Origin of the sequence: Frankia sp. R43 (assembly GCF_001306465.1) — a bacterium.
Taxonomy (GTDB): domain Bacteria; phylum Actinomycetota; class Actinomycetes; order Frankiales; family Frankiaceae; genus Parafrankia; species Parafrankia irregularis.
In genome coordinates, this window is sequence record NZ_LFCW01000013.1 from 40,917 (window position 1) to 61,072 (window position 20,156).

At 71.8% G+C, this 20,156-nt stretch carries 18 protein-coding genes; 7 read left to right on the forward strand and 11 right to left on the reverse strand.

Going from position 1 to position 20,156, the window contains the following annotated elements; all coding sequences use genetic code 11:
- Together ACG83_RS38370 and ACG83_RS38375 are read left to right on the forward strand one after the other, a co-directional pair.
- Positions 1 to 1,128 (forward strand): LLM class flavin-dependent oxidoreductase, encoded by a 1,128-nt coding sequence (locus tag ACG83_RS38370; RefSeq protein WP_054571176.1) that lies wholly within the window; start codon positions 1 to 3, stop codon positions 1,126 to 1,128.
- A gap of 44 nt (positions 1,129 to 1,172) precedes the next feature.
- On the forward strand, positions 1,173 to 2,357 hold the full coding sequence (locus tag ACG83_RS38375; protein WP_054571177.1) for an LLM class flavin-dependent oxidoreductase: 1,185 nt from the start codon (positions 1,173 to 1,175) through the stop codon (positions 2,355 to 2,357).
- 1,010 nt (positions 2,358 to 3,367) lie between these two features.
- Here the strand turns inward: ACG83_RS38375 and ACG83_RS38380 are convergent.
- The 4 genes from ACG83_RS38380 to ACG83_RS38395 all read right to left on the reverse strand — a co-directional run bounded on the left by ACG83_RS38380 (position 3,368) and on the right by ACG83_RS38395 (position 7,432).
- Entirely contained in the window at positions 3,368 to 4,861 is a 1,494-nt protein-coding gene (locus tag ACG83_RS38380; protein WP_054571178.1) for a hypothetical protein, read from the reverse strand.
- Positions 4,858 to 5,787 (reverse strand): hypothetical protein, encoded by a 930-nt coding sequence (locus ACG83_RS38385; RefSeq protein ID WP_054571179.1) that lies wholly within the window; start codon positions 5,785 to 5,787, stop codon positions 4,858 to 4,860. Before ACG83_RS38385 ends, ACG83_RS38380 begins: the two co-directional genes overlap by 4 nt.
- A 113-nt stretch (positions 5,788 to 5,900) precedes the next feature.
- Entirely contained in the window at positions 5,901 to 6,446 is a 546-nt protein-coding gene (locus ACG83_RS38390) for a cupin domain-containing protein (protein ID WP_076832720.1), read from the reverse strand.
- On the reverse strand, positions 6,446 to 7,432 hold the full coding sequence (locus ACG83_RS38395; RefSeq protein WP_054571180.1) for a LysR family transcriptional regulator: 987 nt from the start codon (positions 7,430 to 7,432) through the stop codon (positions 6,446 to 6,448). The genes ACG83_RS38390 and ACG83_RS38395 overlap by 1 nt, the downstream gene beginning before the upstream one ends.
- 497 nt (positions 7,433 to 7,929) lie before the next feature.
- Here ACG83_RS38395 and ACG83_RS38400 point away from each other — a divergent pair, with 497 nt between their 5' ends.
- The 3 genes from ACG83_RS38400 to ACG83_RS38410 all read left to right on the forward strand — a co-directional run bounded on the left by ACG83_RS38400 (position 7,930) and on the right by ACG83_RS38410 (position 10,703).
- A complete protein-coding gene (locus ACG83_RS38400) occupies positions 7,930 to 9,312 on the forward strand; it encodes an NtaA/DmoA family FMN-dependent monooxygenase (protein WP_054571181.1) in 1,383 nt (460 codons plus the stop codon).
- Between the two features lie 114 nt (positions 9,313 to 9,426).
- Complete coding sequence (locus ACG83_RS38405) at positions 9,427 to 10,218, forward strand: alpha/beta hydrolase (RefSeq protein WP_054571182.1); 792 nt, start codon at positions 9,427 to 9,429, stop codon at positions 10,216 to 10,218.
- A complete protein-coding gene (locus ACG83_RS38410; protein ID WP_054571183.1) occupies positions 10,212 to 10,703 on the forward strand; it encodes a flavin reductase family protein in 492 nt (163 codons plus the stop codon). The genes ACG83_RS38405 and ACG83_RS38410 overlap by 7 nt, the downstream gene beginning before the upstream one ends.
- Here ACG83_RS38410 and ACG83_RS38415 read toward each other — a convergent pair.
- The 3 genes from ACG83_RS38415 to ACG83_RS38425 all read right to left on the reverse strand — a co-directional run bounded on the left by ACG83_RS38415 (position 10,700) and on the right by ACG83_RS38425 (position 12,872).
- Positions 10,700 to 11,485 (reverse strand): SDR family NAD(P)-dependent oxidoreductase, encoded by a 786-nt coding sequence (locus ACG83_RS38415; RefSeq protein ID WP_063793349.1) that lies wholly within the window; start codon positions 11,483 to 11,485, stop codon positions 10,700 to 10,702. The two genes, ACG83_RS38410 and ACG83_RS38415, sit on opposite strands and share 4 nt — an antisense overlap.
- 87 nt (positions 11,486 to 11,572) lie before the next feature.
- Positions 11,573 to 12,325 (reverse strand): SDR family NAD(P)-dependent oxidoreductase, encoded by a 753-nt coding sequence (locus tag ACG83_RS38420; protein WP_054571184.1) that lies wholly within the window; start codon positions 12,323 to 12,325, stop codon positions 11,573 to 11,575.
- Positions 12,326 to 12,410: 85 nt separating this feature from the next.
- Positions 12,411 to 12,872, reverse strand: a complete 462-nt coding sequence (locus ACG83_RS38425) for a nuclear transport factor 2 family protein (RefSeq protein WP_054571185.1) — start codon at positions 12,870 to 12,872, stop codon at positions 12,411 to 12,413.
- A gap of 111 nt (positions 12,873 to 12,983) precedes the next feature.
- Here ACG83_RS38425 and ACG83_RS38430 point away from each other — a divergent pair, with 111 nt between their 5' ends.
- Positions 12,984 to 13,817 (forward strand): IclR family transcriptional regulator, encoded by an 834-nt coding sequence (locus ACG83_RS38430; RefSeq protein ID WP_054571186.1) that lies wholly within the window; start codon positions 12,984 to 12,986, stop codon positions 13,815 to 13,817.
- 65 nt (positions 13,818 to 13,882) lie between these two features.
- On the opposite strand, the gene ACG83_RS38435 is transcribed toward ACG83_RS38430, so the two are convergent.
- Positions 13,883 to 14,800, reverse strand: a complete 918-nt coding sequence (locus ACG83_RS38435) for a hypothetical protein (protein ID WP_054571187.1) — start codon at positions 14,798 to 14,800, stop codon at positions 13,883 to 13,885.
- Positions 14,801 to 15,047: 247 nt separating this feature from the next.
- On the opposite strand from ACG83_RS38435, the gene ACG83_RS38440 reads away from it, so the two are divergent.
- Complete coding sequence (locus ACG83_RS38440) at positions 15,048 to 15,983, forward strand: sulfotransferase (protein WP_054571245.1); 936 nt, start codon at positions 15,048 to 15,050, stop codon at positions 15,981 to 15,983.
- Between the two features lie 300 nt (positions 15,984 to 16,283).
- Here the strand turns inward: ACG83_RS38440 and ACG83_RS38445 are convergent, their stop codons facing one another.
- From ACG83_RS38445 to ACG83_RS38455, 3 genes are all read right to left on the reverse strand, one after another.
- Positions 16,284 to 17,729: an FAD-binding oxidoreductase gene (locus ACG83_RS38445; RefSeq protein ID WP_054571188.1), complete on the reverse strand. Its 1,446-nt coding sequence runs from the start codon at positions 17,727 to 17,729 to the stop codon at positions 16,284 to 16,286.
- A gap of 101 nt (positions 17,730 to 17,830) precedes the next feature.
- Positions 17,831 to 19,042 (reverse strand): methionine adenosyltransferase, encoded by a 1,212-nt coding sequence (metK, locus tag ACG83_RS38450; RefSeq protein ID WP_006541346.1) that lies wholly within the window; start codon positions 19,040 to 19,042, stop codon positions 17,831 to 17,833.
- 104 nt (positions 19,043 to 19,146) lie between these two features.
- Positions 19,147 to 20,058, reverse strand: coding sequence for a sulfurtransferase (locus tag ACG83_RS38455; protein ID WP_054571189.1), 912 nt, complete (start codon positions 20,056 to 20,058; stop codon positions 19,147 to 19,149).
- Between the last annotated feature and the right edge of the window lie 98 nt (positions 20,059 to 20,156).

Sequence of the window (20,156 nt, forward strand, 5' to 3'; positions counted from 1 at the left end):
ATGTCCGTTGAGTTCATCGGGATGGTTTCCACCTCGGCCGGCAGCGAGTCCCAGGGCTCGACCGGCCCCGTCGTCGACCCGGACTACCTGGACGGGTTCGTCCGCGCCCACGAGGAAGCCGGCTTCGACCGGGTGCTGGTCGCGCACGCCTCCTTCATGCCCGACGGGTTCGTCGTCGCCGACCAGATCCTCGCCCGCTCGAAGAAGCTCGGCGTCCTGCTCGCACACCGGCCCGGTTTCGTCGCCCCGACCATCGCCGCGCGCAAGTACGCCACGATCGACGCGTTCAACCCCGGCCGCATCGCCCTGCACGTCATCACCGGCGGGGACGACGCCGACCAGGCCCGCGACGGCGACCTCACCGACAAGGCCACCCGCTACCGGCGCACCGACGAGTTCCTCGACATCCTGCGGCGCGAGTGGGAGTCGGCCACCCCGTTCGACTACGACGGCGACTTCTACCAGATCCGCGGGGCCTGGTCGGCGGTGCGCCCGCCCGCCGGACGCATCCCGATCTACTTCGGTGGCGCTTCCGACGACGCGGTGCGGGTCGGCGGGAAACACGCCGACGTCTACGCGTTCTGGGGTGAGCCGCTGGCCGGGATCGTCGAGCGCATCCGGCAGGTCCGGGCCGCTGCCGCCCCGTACGGGCGTGACCCGCGGTTCAGTGTCAGCCTGCGGCCCATCCCCGCCGACACCGAGCAGGCCGCGTGGGATCGCGCCGCCGAGATCCTGGAGCTCACCCGGGAGCGCAGCGCCGACATCCAGAAGTTCCTGAAGGGCTCCGAGCAGGTGGGCAGCCAGCGGCTGCTGAAGTACGCCGACGAGGGTGACGTCCACGACAAGCGGCTGTGGACCGCCATCGCCAAGGTGACCGGCGCGGTCGGCAACTCCACCGCGTTGGTCGGCAGCTACGAGCAGGTCGCCGAGGCGCTCGTCGACTACGTGCACGTCGGCGTCTCCACCCTGCTCATCCGCGGCTTCGACCCGGTCGCCGACGCCCGGGACTACGGCAGCCTGGTGAAGCTCGTCCACGAGCGGACCGCCGACCGTGACCCCGTCACCGGCTCCGGCACACCGGCCGTGACCGCGCCCGCCGCGCCCGCCGCGGCCCCGGCGTCCGTCTGACCTGGAATCTCACTGGAAGCCGACGAAGGCGAGCAGGAGCTGACATGGCGATCGAGATCCTCGGCATGGTGGGAACCAAGGAGGTGTCGGAGACCCGCGGGTCGTACTTCGACGGCCCCGCGGTCGACGCCGCCTACCTGACCCGGTTCGCGCAGGCGCACGACGAGGCCGGCTTCGACCGTGTCCTCATCGGCTACGGGGCGACCGCACCCGACGGGTTCGCCGTCGCCGGCCACGTGCTGGCGCACACCCGGCGCCTCGGCGTGCTCATCGCGCACCGGCCCGGCTTCGTCGCGCCGACCCTGGCCGCCCGCAAGCTCGCCACCCTCGACCAGCTCAGCGGTGGTGGACGGGTCGCCATCCACCACATCTCCGGCGGCAACGACGCCGACCAGCGCCGCGACGGCGACTTCGCCGACCACGACACCCGCTACGCGCGCACCGCGGAGTTCATGGACGTCCTGCGGCGCACGCTCACCTCCGACGCGCCGTTCGACCACGAGGGGCCGTTCTACCGGTTCGAAGGCGCCTACAGTTCGGTGAAGCCGGCGACCGCCGCCGGCATCCCGCTGTTCTTCGGCGGGCAGTCCGAGGCGGCCGTCGAGGTGGGCGCCCGGCACGCGGACGTCTACATGCTGTTCGGTGAGCCGCTCGAACAGACCGCGGAGCGCATCGCCCTGCTGCGCGCCGAGGCGGCGAAGCACGGCCGCACGCTGCGCTTCAGCCTCTCCACCCGGCCGATCGTCGCCGCGACTGAGGAAGCCGCCTGGGCCCGGGCCGAGGCGATCGCCGCCGAGACCCGCCGCCGCGCCGAGGCCGCGCGGGTGAGCGCGGCCCTGGTCGCCGGGCCAGCCGGGTCATCGGGGCCAGCCGGGTCATCGGGGTCGGCAGGGTCGGCGGGGTCGGCTGCGGCGGGCAGGGCGCTGTTCGCGACGTCCGGCTCGGTGGCGTCCGCCCGGCTGCAGGAGGTGGCGGCTCGCCAGCAGGTGTACGACGAGCGCCTCTGGTTCGGCGTCACCGCCCTGACCGGCCCCGGTGGCAACTCCTCCGGCCACGTCGGCACCCCGCAGCAGGTCGCCGACGCGCTGCTGCGCTACCACGAGATCGGCGTCGACACGTTCCTCATCCGCGGCTTCGACCCCTACGACGACGTCGTCGACTGGGGCAGGGAACTGATTCCCGCCCTGCGCGCCGGTGCCTCCCGGGTACGCGAGGTCGTTCACTCCTGAACCCGGGCCTCCGGCTGGCAGGGGAATGCGGTGCGGTGGGGTACTCCTTCTGACCGTTCCGGTCAGCTTTCAGCGCCTGCGTGGCTGTCGCGTTCCCATGACTAAAGGGCTCGCTGTATCTCTCGTCCGTGGATTCTTGACACCCACCTCACCGTTAGCTTTGCAAGTCTTCGGCGGGTGGTTCTTGGAAGAGGGTTAGCGGGCCCTTCGGCATTCTTGGGCACAGCATTCGCGACGCTCTTCGGCCTCAGCGGGCATGGGATTTGTGCGGCCGACGGTCTCGAGGTGCCACTGAAGGTGCTGGTCGCGGCCCCGGTCGTCGCAGATATTGCCGGTCGCTGTCGTGCTGCCGCGGGCGGGTAGCATCGGACGGACGGGTTTCTGCCGGAGATGCAAGAGGTCCGCGGTGGGGTGGTGGCCCGCTTCGGTCGGCCGTGGAACCCCTGAAATTCATCCAGCGGATCTGCCGAGTTCGAGTTTCGGACACTGCTGTCACTTCGGCTGGGCTGCCAGGAATCGTTCATCTGGTGACCTGTTCAGGTCTCCGATCGGCAGAACCTGGTGCCTGGGGCCAGTGCCTGGCGCTAGAATCCAGGCTGTACTACTTCGACGCGGACGTTGCATCGACCGCACCGGTACGCCAGCCATCCTGCGCGGTCCCCATCCGCCGGTCATCCGGACAGCAAGCAGGGCCAAAAGGGGGGAAGGGTGGTTGGCCTACCAGTGCATTGTCATGGTGTCCCATCGATCCGTCCGGTCGGAACCAAGTTGAGATCCAGGGTTGCGTGATCCGACATAAGTCTGGCGAGGCTGAGGCGGGAAAATGCCGGTGAGCGCGATCGTCCACGACAAGTCGCCCGGTCTCGGCCTATAGCCTGTGGTGGGTGTGCTCGTCCAGGAAGAACTCGGTGAAAGGGAATCCCCGTCGAATTCGTGGATGGTGCTCGGCGCGAAGCCCTGGGGTGGAAGCCGTAGCGAGCTTCGGAATCGCTGAAGATTTCGCTCCCGCTCTACGGGTTTGGGTCTAGGACAAGCGGAATATTGATGTCAGCCATCCACAGGTCGAACTCATCGATGGTGGTGAACAGTGGTTGGCTGGCATGGTGGCAGGTCAGGGCAGCGAGTTCGCTGATCGCGGCGCTGGGGTCCACCGAGGCAAGTGTTGTTCGGACATGGGCGAGGTCGGGCAGCACGGCGCAGGTGAGTTGGGCGTGCTGGTCTTCGCTGAGATCCCGGGTCGCCTGGCCGATGAGTGCGGCTGTGGCCACCGTGGTGACGGTTTCGGCTTCCAGGACTGCGAGTACCTCGGGGCTGGCTCCGGCTGCGCGGGCTGCGACGATCGCGAGCTGAAGTCCCTGGGTGACGATCGCGGCAATGCTCTGAGCGACGACACCGCCGACGAGGGCTCCGAGAACGGGGACGGGAAGGATGGTCTGTCCGACCACCCCGCCGGCCCACACCAGGCCAGCTCTCGCCGTGCCCGCGGCGCTGCGGGCAGCGAATTCGCCGGGGTCGATGCGGCCGATAGCAAGATCCAGACCGGCGTCAGCGACAGCCCACACGGCATCCGCCATGGCAGTAGGCACCGTGCCGCTGCCCAGCGCCGCCGGTAGAAGACCGCCGGAGGCCGCGGTTCGTATCGAGGCGGCGACCGCCCCGACTGTGCCAGAACGGACAGCGTTGCGAGCGGCGCCGCCAACGGCGGTGATGACCGCTGCTCCGGCTGAGGTCTGCCCGGCGCGAACCCGGGCGACCTCGCTGGCCGCGGCGGTCATGGCGCCGACAAGGGCGCCCGCTGCCGCTCCGGCGAGGCCGGCCGTCGCGACGTCACGTGCTGCGGCGGCGGCGACCTGGCGGTTGGCCCAACCAGCCGGGTTCCCGGCGGCCTTCTGCGCCTGTTCGTAGCTGATCGGACGGCTGTGAACGTCGCCGTGAGCTAGCCGGTCGGAAGTGGAGGCGCGAGCATCGGCGTACCCCTCGGTGTAGATCCCCTCCTGATTCATGCTCAGACGCCGGTCAAGCAGATCGTTGACGGCGGCGAGCCGGTCCCCGGCAACGAGCCGCCCCATTTCCTGGTATGTGGACCGGGAAATCTGGCGGGTCGTGTCGGAGACTCGGTCGAGGAGCTTGGCCTGCACCTGCACGGTCGTCTGACCTCTGTCAGTCAGGAGGATGTCGACCGGCCCATTCTGCGAACCACCCTGGACCCACTCGGACACCTGGGCGCGCGCTGCTGAGCCGGCTCGGGCCGCGAGCCGGTTGAAATCGACTGCGTGCATCACCTCGAACAGGTGTCCCGCGCGCTGCGGGCCGCCGATATTGGCGTAGCGCTGCGCCAGCCTCATCACGGTGTCACGGCCGTTCAGCGTCTCGACCACCTCGGCGGCCGTCCGGCGGGTCGCCTCGTCGATGACAGCCCAGACCGCCGCGTCCACACCGCCGGGAAGCAACCCGATACGCCGCTGGTGCCTGCCGCAGGGCTCAGCGGCATCCGGTGTGATCACGCCTGCCGAGACAGAGCGAGCAGCCACTGCTTGACGTCGAGAACGACCTCGCGAATCTGAGGGTTCGCCTTCCCGTCCTCATGGGCTATCGGGGTGCTCATCACTGTCACCGCCTTTGAGGCGATACCGACAAGTTGTGCAACCTGACGACGCTGTTCGTTGGAGTACGTCGTGTAGTCCGGGTTGGCGGTGATGAGCGTATCCAGCACGGGCAATCGGCTGGTCATAGCCACCCGTAGATCGTTGAGAATGTCCCGGACCTGCCGGCTGCGTCGACGTACCAAGGCAGCGTCGGTCTCTGCTCGTCCGAGGTCGTCAGCAGCCTCGGAAATCTGCGTCGCCGTCTCACGCTGACCAGCGCGGGCACGGCGCCCCTGCCACTCAACTACTCCGCCAACAGCGATGACCACCGGCGCCGCGATGATGCCCGTCAGCACGGTCGTACCAGCCGCGACACCACCACCGCCGGCCGCAAGCGATCCGCCGCCGAGCCAGGCCAACGTCGCGCTTGTCGCTGCGGCGCCGGACAGACTCGAGATCGCCGTCCCGGTGGACGCTGTAGCGAGCGCACCGACCGCCGCGAACGTTGCACTACCGATCCCGGCGCCCGCCACTGCCCCGCCGGCAACTGCCGCCAGCGAGTGGACCGCGCTGATCCGTAGCCGGCGCAGCTCGACGGCAGGTAACTCCTCGCCACCCCGAAGACTGATTTCCGCAAGCTCGGTCAGGTCGACGTTCTTGAGCCGGCTGAACACATCCTGAAACGACACCAGGGCCTGGTCGTACACCTCGGCGCGAGCCCGCTGCTGCGCTTCGCTCTCGGCTGCCATCCGCGTGGCTAACCGCTGCTGGCGCACTTCGAGCTGCTCGTACGAGCGTTTGTTGTCCTTTGCGAGCTTGACTGCATCGACAATGGCGATTCCCACAGGCCCCCCGGCCGCTAGGGCTTACCCGAGCAACCGCCACCATATCGCCATGTCTGAGACCGGAGAATGGAATCCGAGACCAGCGTTGGGTTCCCGGACGGTGGTGCCGCCGGTCAGCACTCCGTGCCGGGTGTGCCGGGGGCGTCGAGGCGGACTTCGGACCAGCCGAGGTCGCCGAGGTTGACGACGATCGCCTCCTGGGTGGTGCGGGCGATGACGACGACGGCCTCGGCGTCGGGGTCGGGGTTCTCCTCACGGTGCGGCACGTACGGCGGGACGAAGATGTAGTCGCCGGGGGAGGTCTCGACGCGGGTCTCGACCGGCTCGTCGCCGTCGACGTCCAGGAAGACGAAGACCGGACTGCCGGAGACGATGTAGATCGCGGTCTCCGACGCGCCGTGGTGGTGGTTTCCGGACGCCGTCGACGCCGGGACGTGCGTCTGGCCCATCCACAGGTTGCGTGCGCCGACGGTCTTGCCGCTGACCGCCTCCATGCGCCGCATCCCGGAGGTCTGCGTCGTGTCGCCGACGAGGCCGGCCGGGGCGATGCGGTGCAGGCGGCGGTGGAACGGGTCGATGTCGGCGGGCAGCAGGACGCCGCTGGGCGTGCGGACGAACTCCCCGTCGGCGCTGCCGGCGGGGACGTGGATGGCAGGCATCAGACTCCCTTGCTGGTACTGGGTTCGAGGTGCGCGTCCGCCGGTGCGGCCGGGGACCCGGGTGCCAGGGACCCGGGTGCGAGCGACTCGGGTGCCAGCGACTCGGGGGGCAGAGCCGTGGGGCCCGGGCGCACGGGTGCCAGGAGCAGTTGGCACAACGTCTCGGCGACGCGGCGTGAGATCTCGGCGGGCAGGCTCTGCCGGGCCCAGAGCGCCATCGGCAGGGGGGCCGGCTGAGGCAGGTCGTCGCGGGCGACGAGTCCTTCCGGGGTCTGGCCCAGGGTAGCCATCAGCCCGACGCCGAGGCCGGCCCGGATGGCGGCCTGCACACCGGCGAGCTGGACGGCCTCCGCGCCGATCACGGTCGGGATCGCGTGGAAGGACAGCGCCTCCAGCGCGCGGTTGCGCAGCGAGCAGGGCTGGTCGAAGACGACCAGCGGGACGGGCTGGGACAGGGAGGACGGCCGCTCCCAGGTGGGTGCGGAGTACCAGGTCAGTTCGAGCTGGCCGACCGGCCAGGCGCGGGGGTCGTCGGCCGGCCCGAGCAGCAGGGCCAGGTCGACCTGGCCGGTGTCGAGACCTTCCCGCAGGCGGTTGCCCCGGTCGATGCGGAAACGCATGACCTGGTGCGGCAGCTCCTGCTCCAGGATGCCGTTGAGGGACGGCAGCAGCTGCGCCGCGGCGTGTTCCGTCGACCCGATGACCACCGGTTCCGCGGCCTGCGGGACGAAGCTGTGCAGGGTCTCGTCGTGCAGGCCGAGGATCCGCCGGGCCTGGCGGAGGAGGTGCTCGCCGTCGCGGGTGAGCCGGGAGCCGCGCCCCTGCCGTTCGACCAGGATGCGGCCCGTCGCGGCCTCCAGGCGGCGCACATGCTGGCTGACCGCCGCCTGGCTGAGGTGCAGTGCGGACGCCGCGCGCTGGAAGCCGCCGCAGTCCGCGACAGCGACGAAGCTGCGCAGCGGGGCGATGTCCAGGGTGCGTCCCACCAGGTCAGGCTACCTAGCGGCCACACTATCTACACCGAAATGGTGAAAATAATCGCGGAACGCTATAGATCATCATTGCGAAGCGTAGTTGGACACCGCCGGCCAAGCGGACGCATGCTGGGCCCATGAACCGGTCGGAGATCGTAGCGGCGGGCGTCGGCTGGCATCTGATCGACCTCACCTGTCGCGGTGCCGCCGTGTGTCGCGGTGCCGCCGCGCGCTGCCGCTGACCGTGTCCCGCCCGCTGCCAGCCCTCTGATCAGGCGTTCTGCCGGCCGAGCTGCACCGGTTTGCCGCGCGGTCGGTCCAGGGGCCGGTCGCCGCACTGAGTACATGGCCCGCTCGGGCCGCTGAGGTCGCTGGTCCGCCCGGCTGTGGATCGTCGCCGATTCGGGGTGTCGGTCTGGCGTGCCCGGCGCAAGATCGTCACTTTGCGTGTTGGATCACCTGGCCTGAGGGCGGTCCAGCGCGTGTTGCCGACCAGGAAAGGTCCACCGATGTCTGCTCGCACGCTGAAGCCCCGCACGCCGAAGCCTCGCACGTTGAAGCTCGGTGCCGTCCTGTTCGGGGTCGGCGGGCCAGGGCAGCACAACACCTGGCTCAGCCCTGAGATCCCGGGCGACGCCAGTGTGGACGTCCACTGGTACATCGCCCGCGCGCAGGCCGCCGAGGCCGCGAAGTTCGACCTCGTCTTCATCGTGGACAGCCAGTTCATCACCCCGGACTCGCCGCACCACTACCTCAGCCGGCTCGAGCCGCTCACGCTGCTGTCCGCGATCGCCGTGCACACCAGCCACATCGGCCTGGTGGGGACGATCACGACGTCCTACAACGAGCCGTTCAACGTCGCGCGCCGGCTGGCGTCCCTCGACCACATCAGCGGCGGTCGCGCCGGCTGGAACGTGGTCACCAGCGGCGACGCGGGCACCGCGGGCAACTACAGCCGGGACGAGCACTACGACTACGCGACCCGCTACGGCCGGGCACTGGAGCACGTCCAGGTCGCGCGGGCGCTGTGGGACTCCTACGAGGCCGACGCCTTCCCCCGGGACAAGGAACGCGGCGTGTTCTTCGACCGCGACCGCCAGCATGCGCTGAACCACCGCGGCGAGTACTTCTCGGTGGTCGGCCCGCTCAACCTGGAGCGCACCCCCCAGGGGCAGCCGGTGATCTTCCAGGCGGGGGACTCCGAGGAGGGCCGTGATCTCGGCGCCAGCGTCGCCGAGGCGATCTTCACGCACGCCGAGACGCTGGAGCAGGCACAGGCGTTCCGCGCCGAGCTGCGGGCACGGGCGGCGGCCAAGGGGCGCGACCCCGACCAGGTGCTCGTGTTCCCGGGCATCTCGCCGATCATCGCCGACACCGACGAGCAGGCCCGCGAGATCCAGCGGGCGACCCTGGGCGCGAAGAGCTTCGCCCGGGCGCTGGCCGAGCTCGGCCGGCCGTTCGGCTGGCACGACTTCTCGCAGTACGACCTGGACGCACCGTTCCCCGAGGTCGGTGACGCCGGTGCGCTCAGCTTCCGGACCCAGGCGGAGGCCATCAAGAAGCACGCCCGGGAGAACGACCTCACCCTGCGCCAGGTGGTCGAGCACCAGCTCAGCGCGCACTACGCACCCTTCGTCGGCTCGGCGCGCACCGTGGCCGACGAGATCGAGCGCTGGTTCCGCGCCGGCGCCTTCGACGGCATCAACATCATCGTGACGGTGCCCAGCGAGTTCGCGCGCTTCGTCGACGAGGTCCTGCCGATCCTGCGCGAGCGCGGCGTCGTGCGGGACGAGTACGAGTCCACGACGCTGCGCGGCAACCTCGGGCTGCCCATCCCCGAGAACCGCCACACCGCGGCCCGCCAGCAGACGCTGCAGCCCGCCGGTGTGTGACCTGACCCATCACCTCACACCCATCACCACACCCATCACCCAGTTTCCTGCCGTGGCGGCGCACCGTCGTACCGCGGCCCACCGCACAGCCCGAACCGGCGGGAGCCCGACACCATGACCGACCACCTCGACCACCTCGACTTCGAAGCCACCGGCGGCCTGCGCACCCGCGGGACCGTTCTGATCGTGCCGGGCCGCGGTGAGAGCCCGGCCGTCTACCGCCGCTTCGGCGCCCGCGTGGCGTCGGACACCTACCGGGTGCGGGTGACCGAAGCACCGGTGCTCGATCCGGCCGACCCGATCGCCTCCCTCGAGGTGATCGCGAAGCAGCTGGCCGAAGCCGCCGCCGGCGTGGGAGACGAGCCGACCCGGCCGCTCGTCGCGGTCGGTTCGGACACCGGCGCGGTGGCACTGGCCGCGCTCGCCGCGCTCGCCGCCGGTGGTCAGCGGGGCGTCTCCGACGTCTGGCGGCCGGACGCCCTCGTCCTCGCCGGGCTGCCCGGCTACGGCGCCCACGCCACCGGCGGTTGGGACGACGAGCTGAACGCCCGCACCCACTGCCCGGTGCATCGTGGTGTGCTCAGCGACGACCCGGCAGTACAGCGGGGCAGCCTCGGCGACGTCGTCCCCGACGCGCTGCTCGACCTCGCCTACGGCAGCACCGCCACGCTGCCGCAGCTGCTGCTCGTCGGTGACGACGACCCCGTCGCCGACCGTGAGGCGCTCAGCCGCGCGGCGAAGGCGCTGCCGAACGCGCGGCTGACCGTGGTCCGCGGAGCGCACCACGACGTGCTCAACGACGTCCACCACCGGTCGGTCTCCGCCGAGGTCGTCACGTTCCTGGAGGCGCTGCGCAACGAGCCGGCGCTGAGCCCGATCATCGTCACGGAGGCGAGCAGATGGTGACAGCGGTGCCGGCGCTCGACCCCACCCGGCTGCGGCACGTCTTCGGCGCCTTCCCGTCCGGGGTCGCCGCGGTGGCCGCCCTGGTCGACGGCGCACCCGTGGGGATCGCGGCGAGCTCCTTCACCTCCGTCTCAATGGAGCCGCCGCTGGTGTCGCTGTGCGTCGCACACACGTCCAACACCTGGCCGGTGCTGCGCAGCGCGACCCGCATCGGGGTGAGCATTCTCAGCGCCGATCAGGACCGGGCGGCCCGCCAGCTCGCGGGGCGCGGCGGCGACCGCTTCGCCGAGCTGCGCTGGCGGGTGAGCGAGCACGGCGCCGTTCTGCTCGACGGGGCGAGCGGCTGGATCGAGACCAGCATCGAGCAGGAGGTGCGCGCGGGCGACCACGACGTCATCCTGCTGCGGGTGCACGACCTCGACGCCGACCACGGCATCAGCCCGCTGGTGTTCCATGCCAGCCAGTTCCGCCGCCTCGAAGCCTAGGCGCCCGCGAGCAGGTCGGGGAAGCTGCGGAGGGTGTGTCCGCCGTCGACGGCTAGGTGCTGGCCGGTGATCCAGGACGACTCCGGGCCGGCGAGGAAGCGGATGGCCGCCGCCTGGTCGTCGGCCTCGCCGTGTCGGGCGAGCGGCTGGCTGGCGAGGAAGGCGGCCCGCACGGTGTCACTGGCGAACAGGCCGGTGGTGGTGGCGGTCCGGGTGAGCCCGGGGCGCACCGAGTTGACCCGGATTCCGCGTGCTCCCAGTTCGTCGGCGGCGATCCGGACCAGGGCGTCGACCGCGGCCTTGCCGGTGCCGTAGCTGGCGAGGTTGCGGGTGGAGAAGGCGGCCGCGGTCGACGAGGTGGCGACGATCGAGCCGCCGGCCGTCATCGCCGCGCCGGCGTACCTGATGAGCAGGTAGACCGGGCGGACGTTCAGGTCCACCTCGCGGCTGAACTGGTCCGGATCGTAGGTGAGGACCGGGGCGAACGAGCCGCCGCCGGGCACTGTCACCGCGATGTCCAGATGCCCGCCGGTGCCACCGGCCGCGATCTCGACGGCCCGTTCGACGTCGGCCGCGGCCAGGGTGTCGCAGCGGGCCGTGCGCAGGCGCAGGCCCTCGGTGCCGGCGAGCTTTTCCGCCGCGGCGTTCAGTTTCTCCTCGGTGCGCCCGGCGATGGTGACGGCGGCGCCGTCCCGGGCGAGCACTGTCGCGGTTGCCAGGCCTATTCCGCTGCCGCCGCCCACGACCAGGGCGTGCAGGCCGTCCAGTCGTCCCCAGGGCATCGTGTCGTCTCCATCCGTCCTTCGACCACGGCGATCGAGTGGTGGTTGTCTGAGGTGCTGTCGCAGCAGCCGGCCTGCGACCGGGCGTTACAGGAAGCTGCCACCGCCGTCGGCCGTCACCGTGCAGCCGGTGATGTAGCCGGCGTCGGGACCGACCAGGAACGCCACTGTCCGGCCGATGTCCTGTTCCGGGTCGCCGACCCGCTTGATGGACAGCCCGCGCAGCACCTCGTCCATGAAGCCGGGTGTCGAGTCGAAGTGCGCTCTCATGGACGGGCCGGCGGCGAACGGTGCGACCGCGTTCACGGTGATGCCGTGCACGTCCCATTCGCGTGCCGCGACCTTCGTCAGGCCGCCTACCGCGGCCTTCGCCGCGACGTACGCCGAGAAGCCGGCCAGGCCGTTCAGCTCCGAGCCCGACCGCAGGTTGACGATCCGGCCGTCACCCTTCAGATGCGGGAACGCTGCCCGCATGAAGGCAAGCGTGGCGGCCGGGCCGACGGCCAGCGCGAGCGCCAGGTCGTCATCGGTGGTCTCCTCCAGCGGCACGCCGACCCGGGCCGCCATCGCGTTGTTCACCAGGATCCGCAGGTCGCCGAAACGCTCGACGGTTGCGGCGACGCACGCCTCGACCTGGGCGCAGTCGCGGATGTCGCAGGGGAAGGCAAGCGCCTTCGCGCCGCGTCCTTCGATCTCGGCGGCGACCGCGGCAGCGTTGTCCGCGTTGAGCTCGGCGACGGTGACCGAAGCTCCCTCCGATGCCAGCGCGAGCGCGATGCCGCGCCCGATTCCCTGGCCGGCCCCGGTCACGATGGCCGTCCGGCCGTCGAGTGTTCCCATCAGTGCTCCCTCTGTCGGATCGTCGGGTGTCGGTGCAGGCGTCGGTGCGCAGGTGCCTCGCGGGTGCGGCGGGACAGGCCGGATCTCAGCCCGAGGTGGCAGGCTCGCCGGCAGCCGCGGTGTCGTCGAGGACGCTGCCGGTGACGGGGTGCGTCGGCTGCCAGCGGGCGGTGGCGACGCGGCGGGCGAACCGCCACCCGCCGTCGCTGCCTCGCACGCAGCGGTCGGCGTAGCGGACGAGCATCCGCGGGTCCGTCGGCGTCCCGTCGGACTCCCGGTACCGGTGGTGCGCCACGCAGTAGGTCTGCGCGACCGCGACCTCGCCTGCCGCCTCGACCTGGGCGCGGTGGTGCGGGAAACCGAAGGTGCCAAACGGGTAGCGGTCGGTGCGCTCGCCCATCACCACATGATCGCTGTGCACCAGCGTGTCGACGCCGGCGTCGTCGGCCGCCCGGGCGAGCTCGACGATCCGGTGCTGCTCGCCCGCGCCGTTGACGGCGGTGCCGACGGGCAGCCCGAGAGCGAGCCGTGGACGGGTCTCCGTCACGAGTGGCGCCCCGTCACGAGTGGCGCCCCGTCACGAATCGCTTGTCTATATAGTGAGACATTATTCCGTTCACGAGACACGATAGGGCGTGTCGCGAGGAGGGGTCAACGTATGCCCACCCAGCCGGCCCGTTCCGTCCAGCGGGCAGCACAGGTCCTGAAGGTGCTCGCCGCCACCCCGGAGACCGATCGTTCGCTGTCCGACATCGCGCGCGCCGTGGGCATGCCGCGTTCGTCCTGCCAGTCCGTGCTGCTCGCGCTGTGTGGCGAGGGGCTGGCGTTGCGCCGGGAACCCGGGCCGCACTATCGGCTCGGGCCCGAGCTGCTCGGGCTCGGCCGGGCCGCGAGCCAGGCCGCGGTGCTCTCCGATGTGCTGGCGGACGTGCTGCCGCGGCTGCGGGACGAGTTCGGGGCGACCGCGATGGCCGGGACCATCCAGGGTGACAGCGTGGTCGTCACCGCTGCGTACCCGGTGCCGCATCCGTACGGGCTCACGGTCAGGAGCGGCTCGCCGCTGCCGCTGCGCGCGCCGATCGGCCCGATCTACGTCGCGTGGGCCGGCGACGACGCCGAGGCCCGCTGGTTCGCCCGCGCCCAGCCGCCGCTTTCCCCCGCGCAGCGCGACACCCACCGCGCGGCACTGGCGGCGGTGCGGACGCGGGGATGGAGCGCGACGGTCCGCCCCCACGGCGAGCAGGTCGCGGCCCCTGGCGAGCCCGCTGTCCACGAGGCCACGGACGCGGACCTGGCGGCCACCCGGCTACACGTGATCGGGCTGAGCGCACCCGTCTGGACACCGGACGGGACGTTGGCCTGCTCCCTCGCGCTGACCAGCCTGCCCGGCGACGTCACCGGAGGCGAGCTGCAGCGGCTCGCTGCCCGCGTCGTCGAGGTCGCGGCACAGGTCATCGCGATCATCGGCGGAGCTCCGCCGGAGGCCAGCTGACCAGAGGCCAGCTGAACAGTAACGCGATCATCGTTGTTGCGGACGGCACCGCCCGCGGGGCAGCGCTACGCGGGGTGGAGCTGTGAGCGCAGCTCGTGCGCGCCGTCGGGGCGGGCGATCTCGTAGTACGTCCGATAGCCGCCGCCGGGCAGCTCGACCACGGAGAGGTAACGCAGCGCGTGGTCGGCGTCGAGTGATTGCGCGGCCGGCTCCACCCCGACCGCCTCGAAGTGGCCGGGGCCCGTACCGAACGCGACACCGGTGCGCTCGGCCCAGTTCTCGGCGGCGCTGGCCCGGCCGTCGTAGAACGCCACCGTCCGGTCACCGTCGAGAAGAACGGAGCTGATCCGGACACCGCGGGCGTCCCAGTGCCCCGGGCGCGGTGCCAGGGCGACGCCGTGCCAGGTCCAGGTCAGACCGTCGGGGCTGGTGGCGTAGCGGCTGTCCATCCGGTCGGTGGCGGTGTCGTCCTCCAGCGGATGGCACGACGCCCACAGGTGCCAGCGGTCGCCGTCGTACCTGATCACCGGGTCCTTCACCGCGGTGCGCGCGTCTCCGGGCAGCACGGTCTGCCTGCGGGTGGCGTCGAAGCCGGCGGGGGAGTCGGCCTCCAGGACGTCGACCCACCAGTGGTAGCTGTCGGGAGTGGCGCAGCTGACGTAGAGCCGCCAGGTGCCCTGCGGGGTGACGGCCAGCGCGGCGCGTTCGAGCGACTCGGCGCCGAACGGGCCGCGGGTGATCGTGGCCAGCTGGGTGAAGCGCTCGCCGTCGGTGGACGACGCGATGACCACCGCGTAGCCGCGCCCGCGCCCGACCGGCCGGCGCAGCCGGTAGGTGAGGTAGTAGACGCCGTCCACCAGGATCGCGCTGGGCGCGCCGGCCCAGTAGCCCGGCCCGTCGCCGGGCGGGCCCACCACGATCGCCCCCGCGTCAGGCAGGGGGAGGGGAAGGTGCTCGGCCCGTTCGGCGTGTCCGATTGTCACGAGGCAATCCTACTTAGCCGGTAAACATGGTCGGGGATCCGGGGGCTCGCTGGCGATCGGTGCCGCGTCGCCGGCCTGTCGCCGGCCTGTCGCCGGGTTGTCGCCGTGCGGCCTGGCCCACTCTCGGTTCCTTTCCACTATCTCTATCGGACTTACCGGTTATGCTCCGGACGACGACGCGACGCCGGGTCGTCACCTGTCGTTACACAGATTCTGTGTCGTGTCGCCCCACCAGGAGCGTGTCGAGATGCCCCTGCCCGACTTCCTCGTCATCGGCGTCCCCAAGGCCGGTACGACCGCCATCCACGCGGCGCTCAGTCGGCACCCGCAGCTGTTCCTGTCCGAGGTCAAGGAGCCGAAGTTCTTCCTCTCGGACGGGCCGCCGCCCGCCTGGCGCGGGCCCGGCGACGTCCAGACCAGCCAGGAACACGTGTGGCGGCCCGCGGACTACGAGGCGCTGTTCGACCAGGCGCCGCCCGGGGCACTGCGCGGCGAGGCGACCCCGTTCTATCTCTACGATCTCGACGCGCAGAACCGGATCCGCCGGCTGCTGCCGAAGGCGCGGCTGGTGGTGCTGCTGCGCAACCCGGTCGACCGGGCCCATTCGAACTGGACGCATCTGTGGGCCGCCGGGCTCGAGCCGGAGCGGGACTTCGTCCGCGCCTGCGCGCTGGAGGAGAGCCGCCGCGCCGCCGGGTGGGCGCATTTCTGGCACTACGTCTCGCAGGGGCTTTACGGGGAACAGCTCGCCCACCTGTTCGAGCTGTTCCCGCGCGAGCAGGTGCTCCTGCTGCGCTACCGCGACCTGCGCGACGATCCGGTGACCACCCTCGACCGGGTCTGCGAGTTCCTCGAGGTCGAGACCGGGCTGCTGGACGTCGTGCCCTCGCAGAACGTCACCCCGTTCGTGGCGGACACCCGGCCGAACGCGGTGCTGCGGGCGGTGCTGCGCACGGGCGGCCGGTTCGGCCAGCACTTCCCGGTGCCGGTGCGCCGGGCGGTGCGGGGCCCGCTGCTCACGCTCCTGCAGCGTGAGCGAGGCGGGCGACCGAAGCTGACTCCGGCCGAGCGGGCCGCGGTGCTGCCCTACTTCACCTCCGACATCGCCCGTCTGGAGGAGCTGGCCGGCCTTTCGTACGCGGACTGGCTTACCGTAGGCCTCGAACCGGACGTCATCGACTAGGGCTGGACCGCTGAGGACCTGAGCGCGGTGGCGGCCCCCGACGAGCCTCGGGATTCCACTGCCGCCGCTGCTTCAGAGCAAGAACTGCGGATCTTGGCTGCTGCGGCAACCGCAATCCGCACTTCTTGCGGATTGCCAAGTGAGCCACTGCTCTTTTTGTCGCTATTGGTATGAATTGCGGGTGCTGCGCGGCGGTGTGGGATCCCGGCAGGTGGGCCGCACTGTGGATGCGCCGCACTGTGGATGCGCCGCACTGTGGGTGGGCGGGACCGTGGTGGGCGGGACTGCGGGTGGGCGGGACTACACGGCCGCCGTGCTCACCGGGTCTGGCAGGACCTTGCCCCGGTTGAGGATTCCGCGCGGGTCGAACACGGCGCGAAGGCGCCGCTGCAGGTCGACGGAGCCGTCGCCGAGCTCGGCCGCCACCCAGCGGCGTTTGAGCAGGCCGACGCCGTGCTCGCCGGTGAGCGTGCCGCCCATCTCCAACGCGGTGGTGAACACCTCGTCGGCGGCGCGCCACACCGCCTCGGGCACCTGCGGCGCGCCCGGGTCCAGAACGGCGCCACCCAGCTCCGCTCCACCCTGGCCAGTGCCAGTGCCAGTGCCGGCCACGGCCTCGGCCGGGTCGACGACGAAGATCGGGTGGAGGTTGCCGTCGGCGGCGTGGGCGAGGGCGGCCACCACCACGTCGTGCCGCTCGCCGATGCGGGCGATCGCCTCGACCATGTCGGCGAGGCGTGAGCGGGGCACGGCGACGTCCTCGATCAGGGGCCGGCCGAGACGTTCGATCGCCGGCAGCGCCAGCCGGCGGGCGGCGAGCAGCTCGTCGGCGCTCGCCGGATCGGTGCTGATCTCCACGACGGTGGCGTGTTCGCGTATCGCGGCCGCGAGCCGGTCGGCGTCCGCCTCGGCGCCCGAGCCGTCGGTCTGCGCGAGCAGCAGGGCCTGCCCGCGTGCCCGCAGGTCCGTCCCGCGCCAGGCGTCGAGCGCGGCGAGGAAACGGGCGTCGAGCAGCTCCAGCAGCGCCGGGGTCACACCGGCGGCGAGGACGGCGCCGGCGGCGGCCGCGGCGGCGTGCGCGTCGCGGAAGTAGGCCGCGACGGTGGCCGGCTGCCCGGGCGGAATCGGCTGCAGCCGCAGCGCCGCCGCGACGACCACGCCGAGGGTTCCCTCCGAGCCGACGAGCAGCGCGGTGAGGTCGTAGCCGGTGACGCCCTTGACGGTGCGCCGGCCGGTGCGCAGCAGGTCCCCGCCCGGCAGCACCACGTCGAGCCCCAGCACGGCCTCGCGGGTGACGCCGTACTTCGCACAGCGCAGGCCACCGGCGTTGGTCGCGATGTTCCCGCCGAGGGTGGAGATGTCGTGGCTGGCCGGGTCGGGTGCGTAGCGCAGGCCGTGCGCGGCCGCGGCCTGGTCCAGCTCGGCGGCCCGGACGCCCGGCTCGACGACGGCGATCATGTCGGCGGGGGAGAGCTCGCGGATGCGGTTCATCCGCTCCAGGCTCAGGACCAGCTCGCCGGGGCCGGCGACCGCGCCGCCGGCGAGCCCTGTCCCGGCGCCGCGTGGCACGACCGGGACGCGGTACTCGTGCGCCAGGCGCAGCACCGCGCGCACGTCGTCGACGCCGGCGGCCCGGACGACGACCGCCGGCGGTGCCGGTGACGGCCATCCGGACCGGTCTGCCCGGGCCGCGGTCAGGTCTGCGGGGTCCTGGCTGACGCTGCCGGCGCTGGTGGCGGCCCGCAACGCGGGCAGAAAGCCTTCCGGCAGGCCGGCTCCGCCACCGCTGCCGCCACCGCCGCCACCGCTGGCGCCGGTGGCGGCAGCGGTGGCGGCGCTCGACGGCGTCAGGCTGACCTGCCCGCGGCGGCGCGCAGCTCCTCGACGCGGTTGGTGCGCTCCCAGGTGAAGTTCGGCTCGTCGCGGCCGAAGTGGCCGTAGGCGGCGGTGGGGCGGTAGATCGGCCGAAGCAGGTCGAGATCGCGGATGATCGCGGCCGGCCGCAGGTCGAAGACCTCGGTCACGGCGTGCTCGATCCGGGTGACCGGCACCGTCTCGGTGCCGAACGTCTCCACGAACAGCCCGACCGGCTCGGCCTTCCCGATCGCATACGCGACCTGCAGCTCCGCCCGGTGCGCCAGCCCCGCCGCGACCACGTTCTTGGCCGCCCACCGCAGGGCGTACGCGGCGGACCGGTCGACCTTGGACGGGTCCTTGCCCGAGAACGCGCCACCGCCGTGGCGTGCCGATCCGCCGTAGGTGTCGATGATGATCTTGCGGCCGGTCAGGCCGGCGTCACCCTGCGGCCCGCCGACCTCGAACCGGCCGGTCGGGTTGACCAGCAGCCGGTAGCCGTCGACCTCCAGGTTGAGGTTCTCCTCGGCGAGCCGCTTGAGCTCCGGCTCGACGACCTGGGCGCGGATGTCGGCGCTGAGCGTGAGGTCGAGGTCGACCCCGGGCGCGTGGTGCGCGGAGACCACGACGGTGTCGAGGCGGACCGGACCGTGCTCGTCGTACTCGATCGTGACCTGGGTCTTTCCGTCGGGGCGCAGGTAGTCCAGCACGCCGTCGTGACGTACCCGGGCGAGGCGGGCGGACAGCCGGTGCGCCAGGGTGATCGGCAACGGCAGCAGGGCCGGGGTCTCGTCGGTGGCGTAGCCGAACATGATGCCCTGGTCGCCGGCACCCTGCTGGGCCAGCGCGTCGTCGGCACCCTCGACCCGGGCCTCGTGGGCCCGGTCGACACCCTGGGCGATGTCGGGGGACTGCGACCCGATCGAGACCAGCACACCTACGGTGGCGCCGTCGAAGCCGGTCGCGGCGTCGTACCCGATCTCGGTCAGGGTGCGGCGGACGACGCTGGTGACGTCGACGTGGGCCGCGGTGGTGACCTCCCCGGCGACGTGCACATGCCCGGTGGTCAGCAAGGTCTCCACGGCCACCCGCGAGCGTGGGTCGCCGGCCAGGAAGGCGTCGAGCAGCGCGTCGCTGATCTGGTCGGCGAGCTTGTCGGGATGCCCTTCGGTGACTGATTCGGAGGTGAACAGGCGACGCGGCATTGGCATGACCTCGATGTCGTGACGGCGCTCCCGCGGCGACGGGTGCGCATACGGCGAAGACGGAGGAAACCGGGAGGAACGGTGCGGGGCAGGGAGGTGGGCCCTCAGCCGGGCTGCGCCCCGGTGGCGGCGGGCCGGGCGGGGTCGGCGGACCATTCGGACCAGGAACCCGGGTAGAGCACCGCCTCCACGCCGACCGTGGCCAGGGCGGCGGCGAGGAAGGACGCCGTGACACCGGAGCCGCAGTACACGCCGACGGCGGGCGCGTCCTCGCCCGGCCCGGGCTGCGTGACGCCTACTGCCGCCAGCGCGGCGTTCAGCTCCGCCGGCGGCAGGACGCGACCGGCGGCCCCGAGCAGCGAGGCCGCGGGCAGGCTGCGCGCACCTGGGATGTGGCCGGCGCGCGGGTCAATCGGTTCGGTCTCGCCACGGTAACGCTCGCCTGCCCGGGCGTCGAGCAGCACGCCGTCGCGCGCGAGCCGGGCGGCTTCGTCCGCATCGAGCGCCGGCAGCTGGCCCGGGGAGAGCACCACGTCACCCACGGGGGCGGTCACCTCACCGGTCTGCACCGGCAGACCGGCCTCGAGCCAGGCCGGGAGGCCGCCGTCGAGCAGCCGCACCTGCCGGTGGCCGGCCCAGCGCAGCAACCACCAGGCCCGGGCGGCGGCGAGACCGCCACTGTTGTCGTAGACGACGACCTCGTCGCCGGCACGCAGGCCCCACCGCCGGGCTGCGGCCTGCAGGCGTTCGGCCGCGGGCAGCGGATGGCGGCCGGTGCCCGGGCCGGGCTTGTCGGAAAGCTCGGTCTCGAGATCGACGAACACCGCGCCGGGGAGATGACCGGCCAGGTAGTGCTCGTGGCCGTGGTCGTCGCCGAGGGCCCAGCGCACGTCGAGCAGGACGATGCGTTCGCCTGCGTCCAGCCGGCTGGCGAGGTCGGTCGGGTCGACGACGCCGACCGCCGCCGGGTGGGCCTGGTCGCTGCCGGGGAGGCCGGGAGTCTTGGTGCCGCTCACAGGGCGACCTTCCGTCGGATGAATACGCGGATTCGCGGGGACAGGTGGATACTCGGGACAGCTGTGAAGTGCGCAGATGCCGGGGCGCGGCGGTGCGT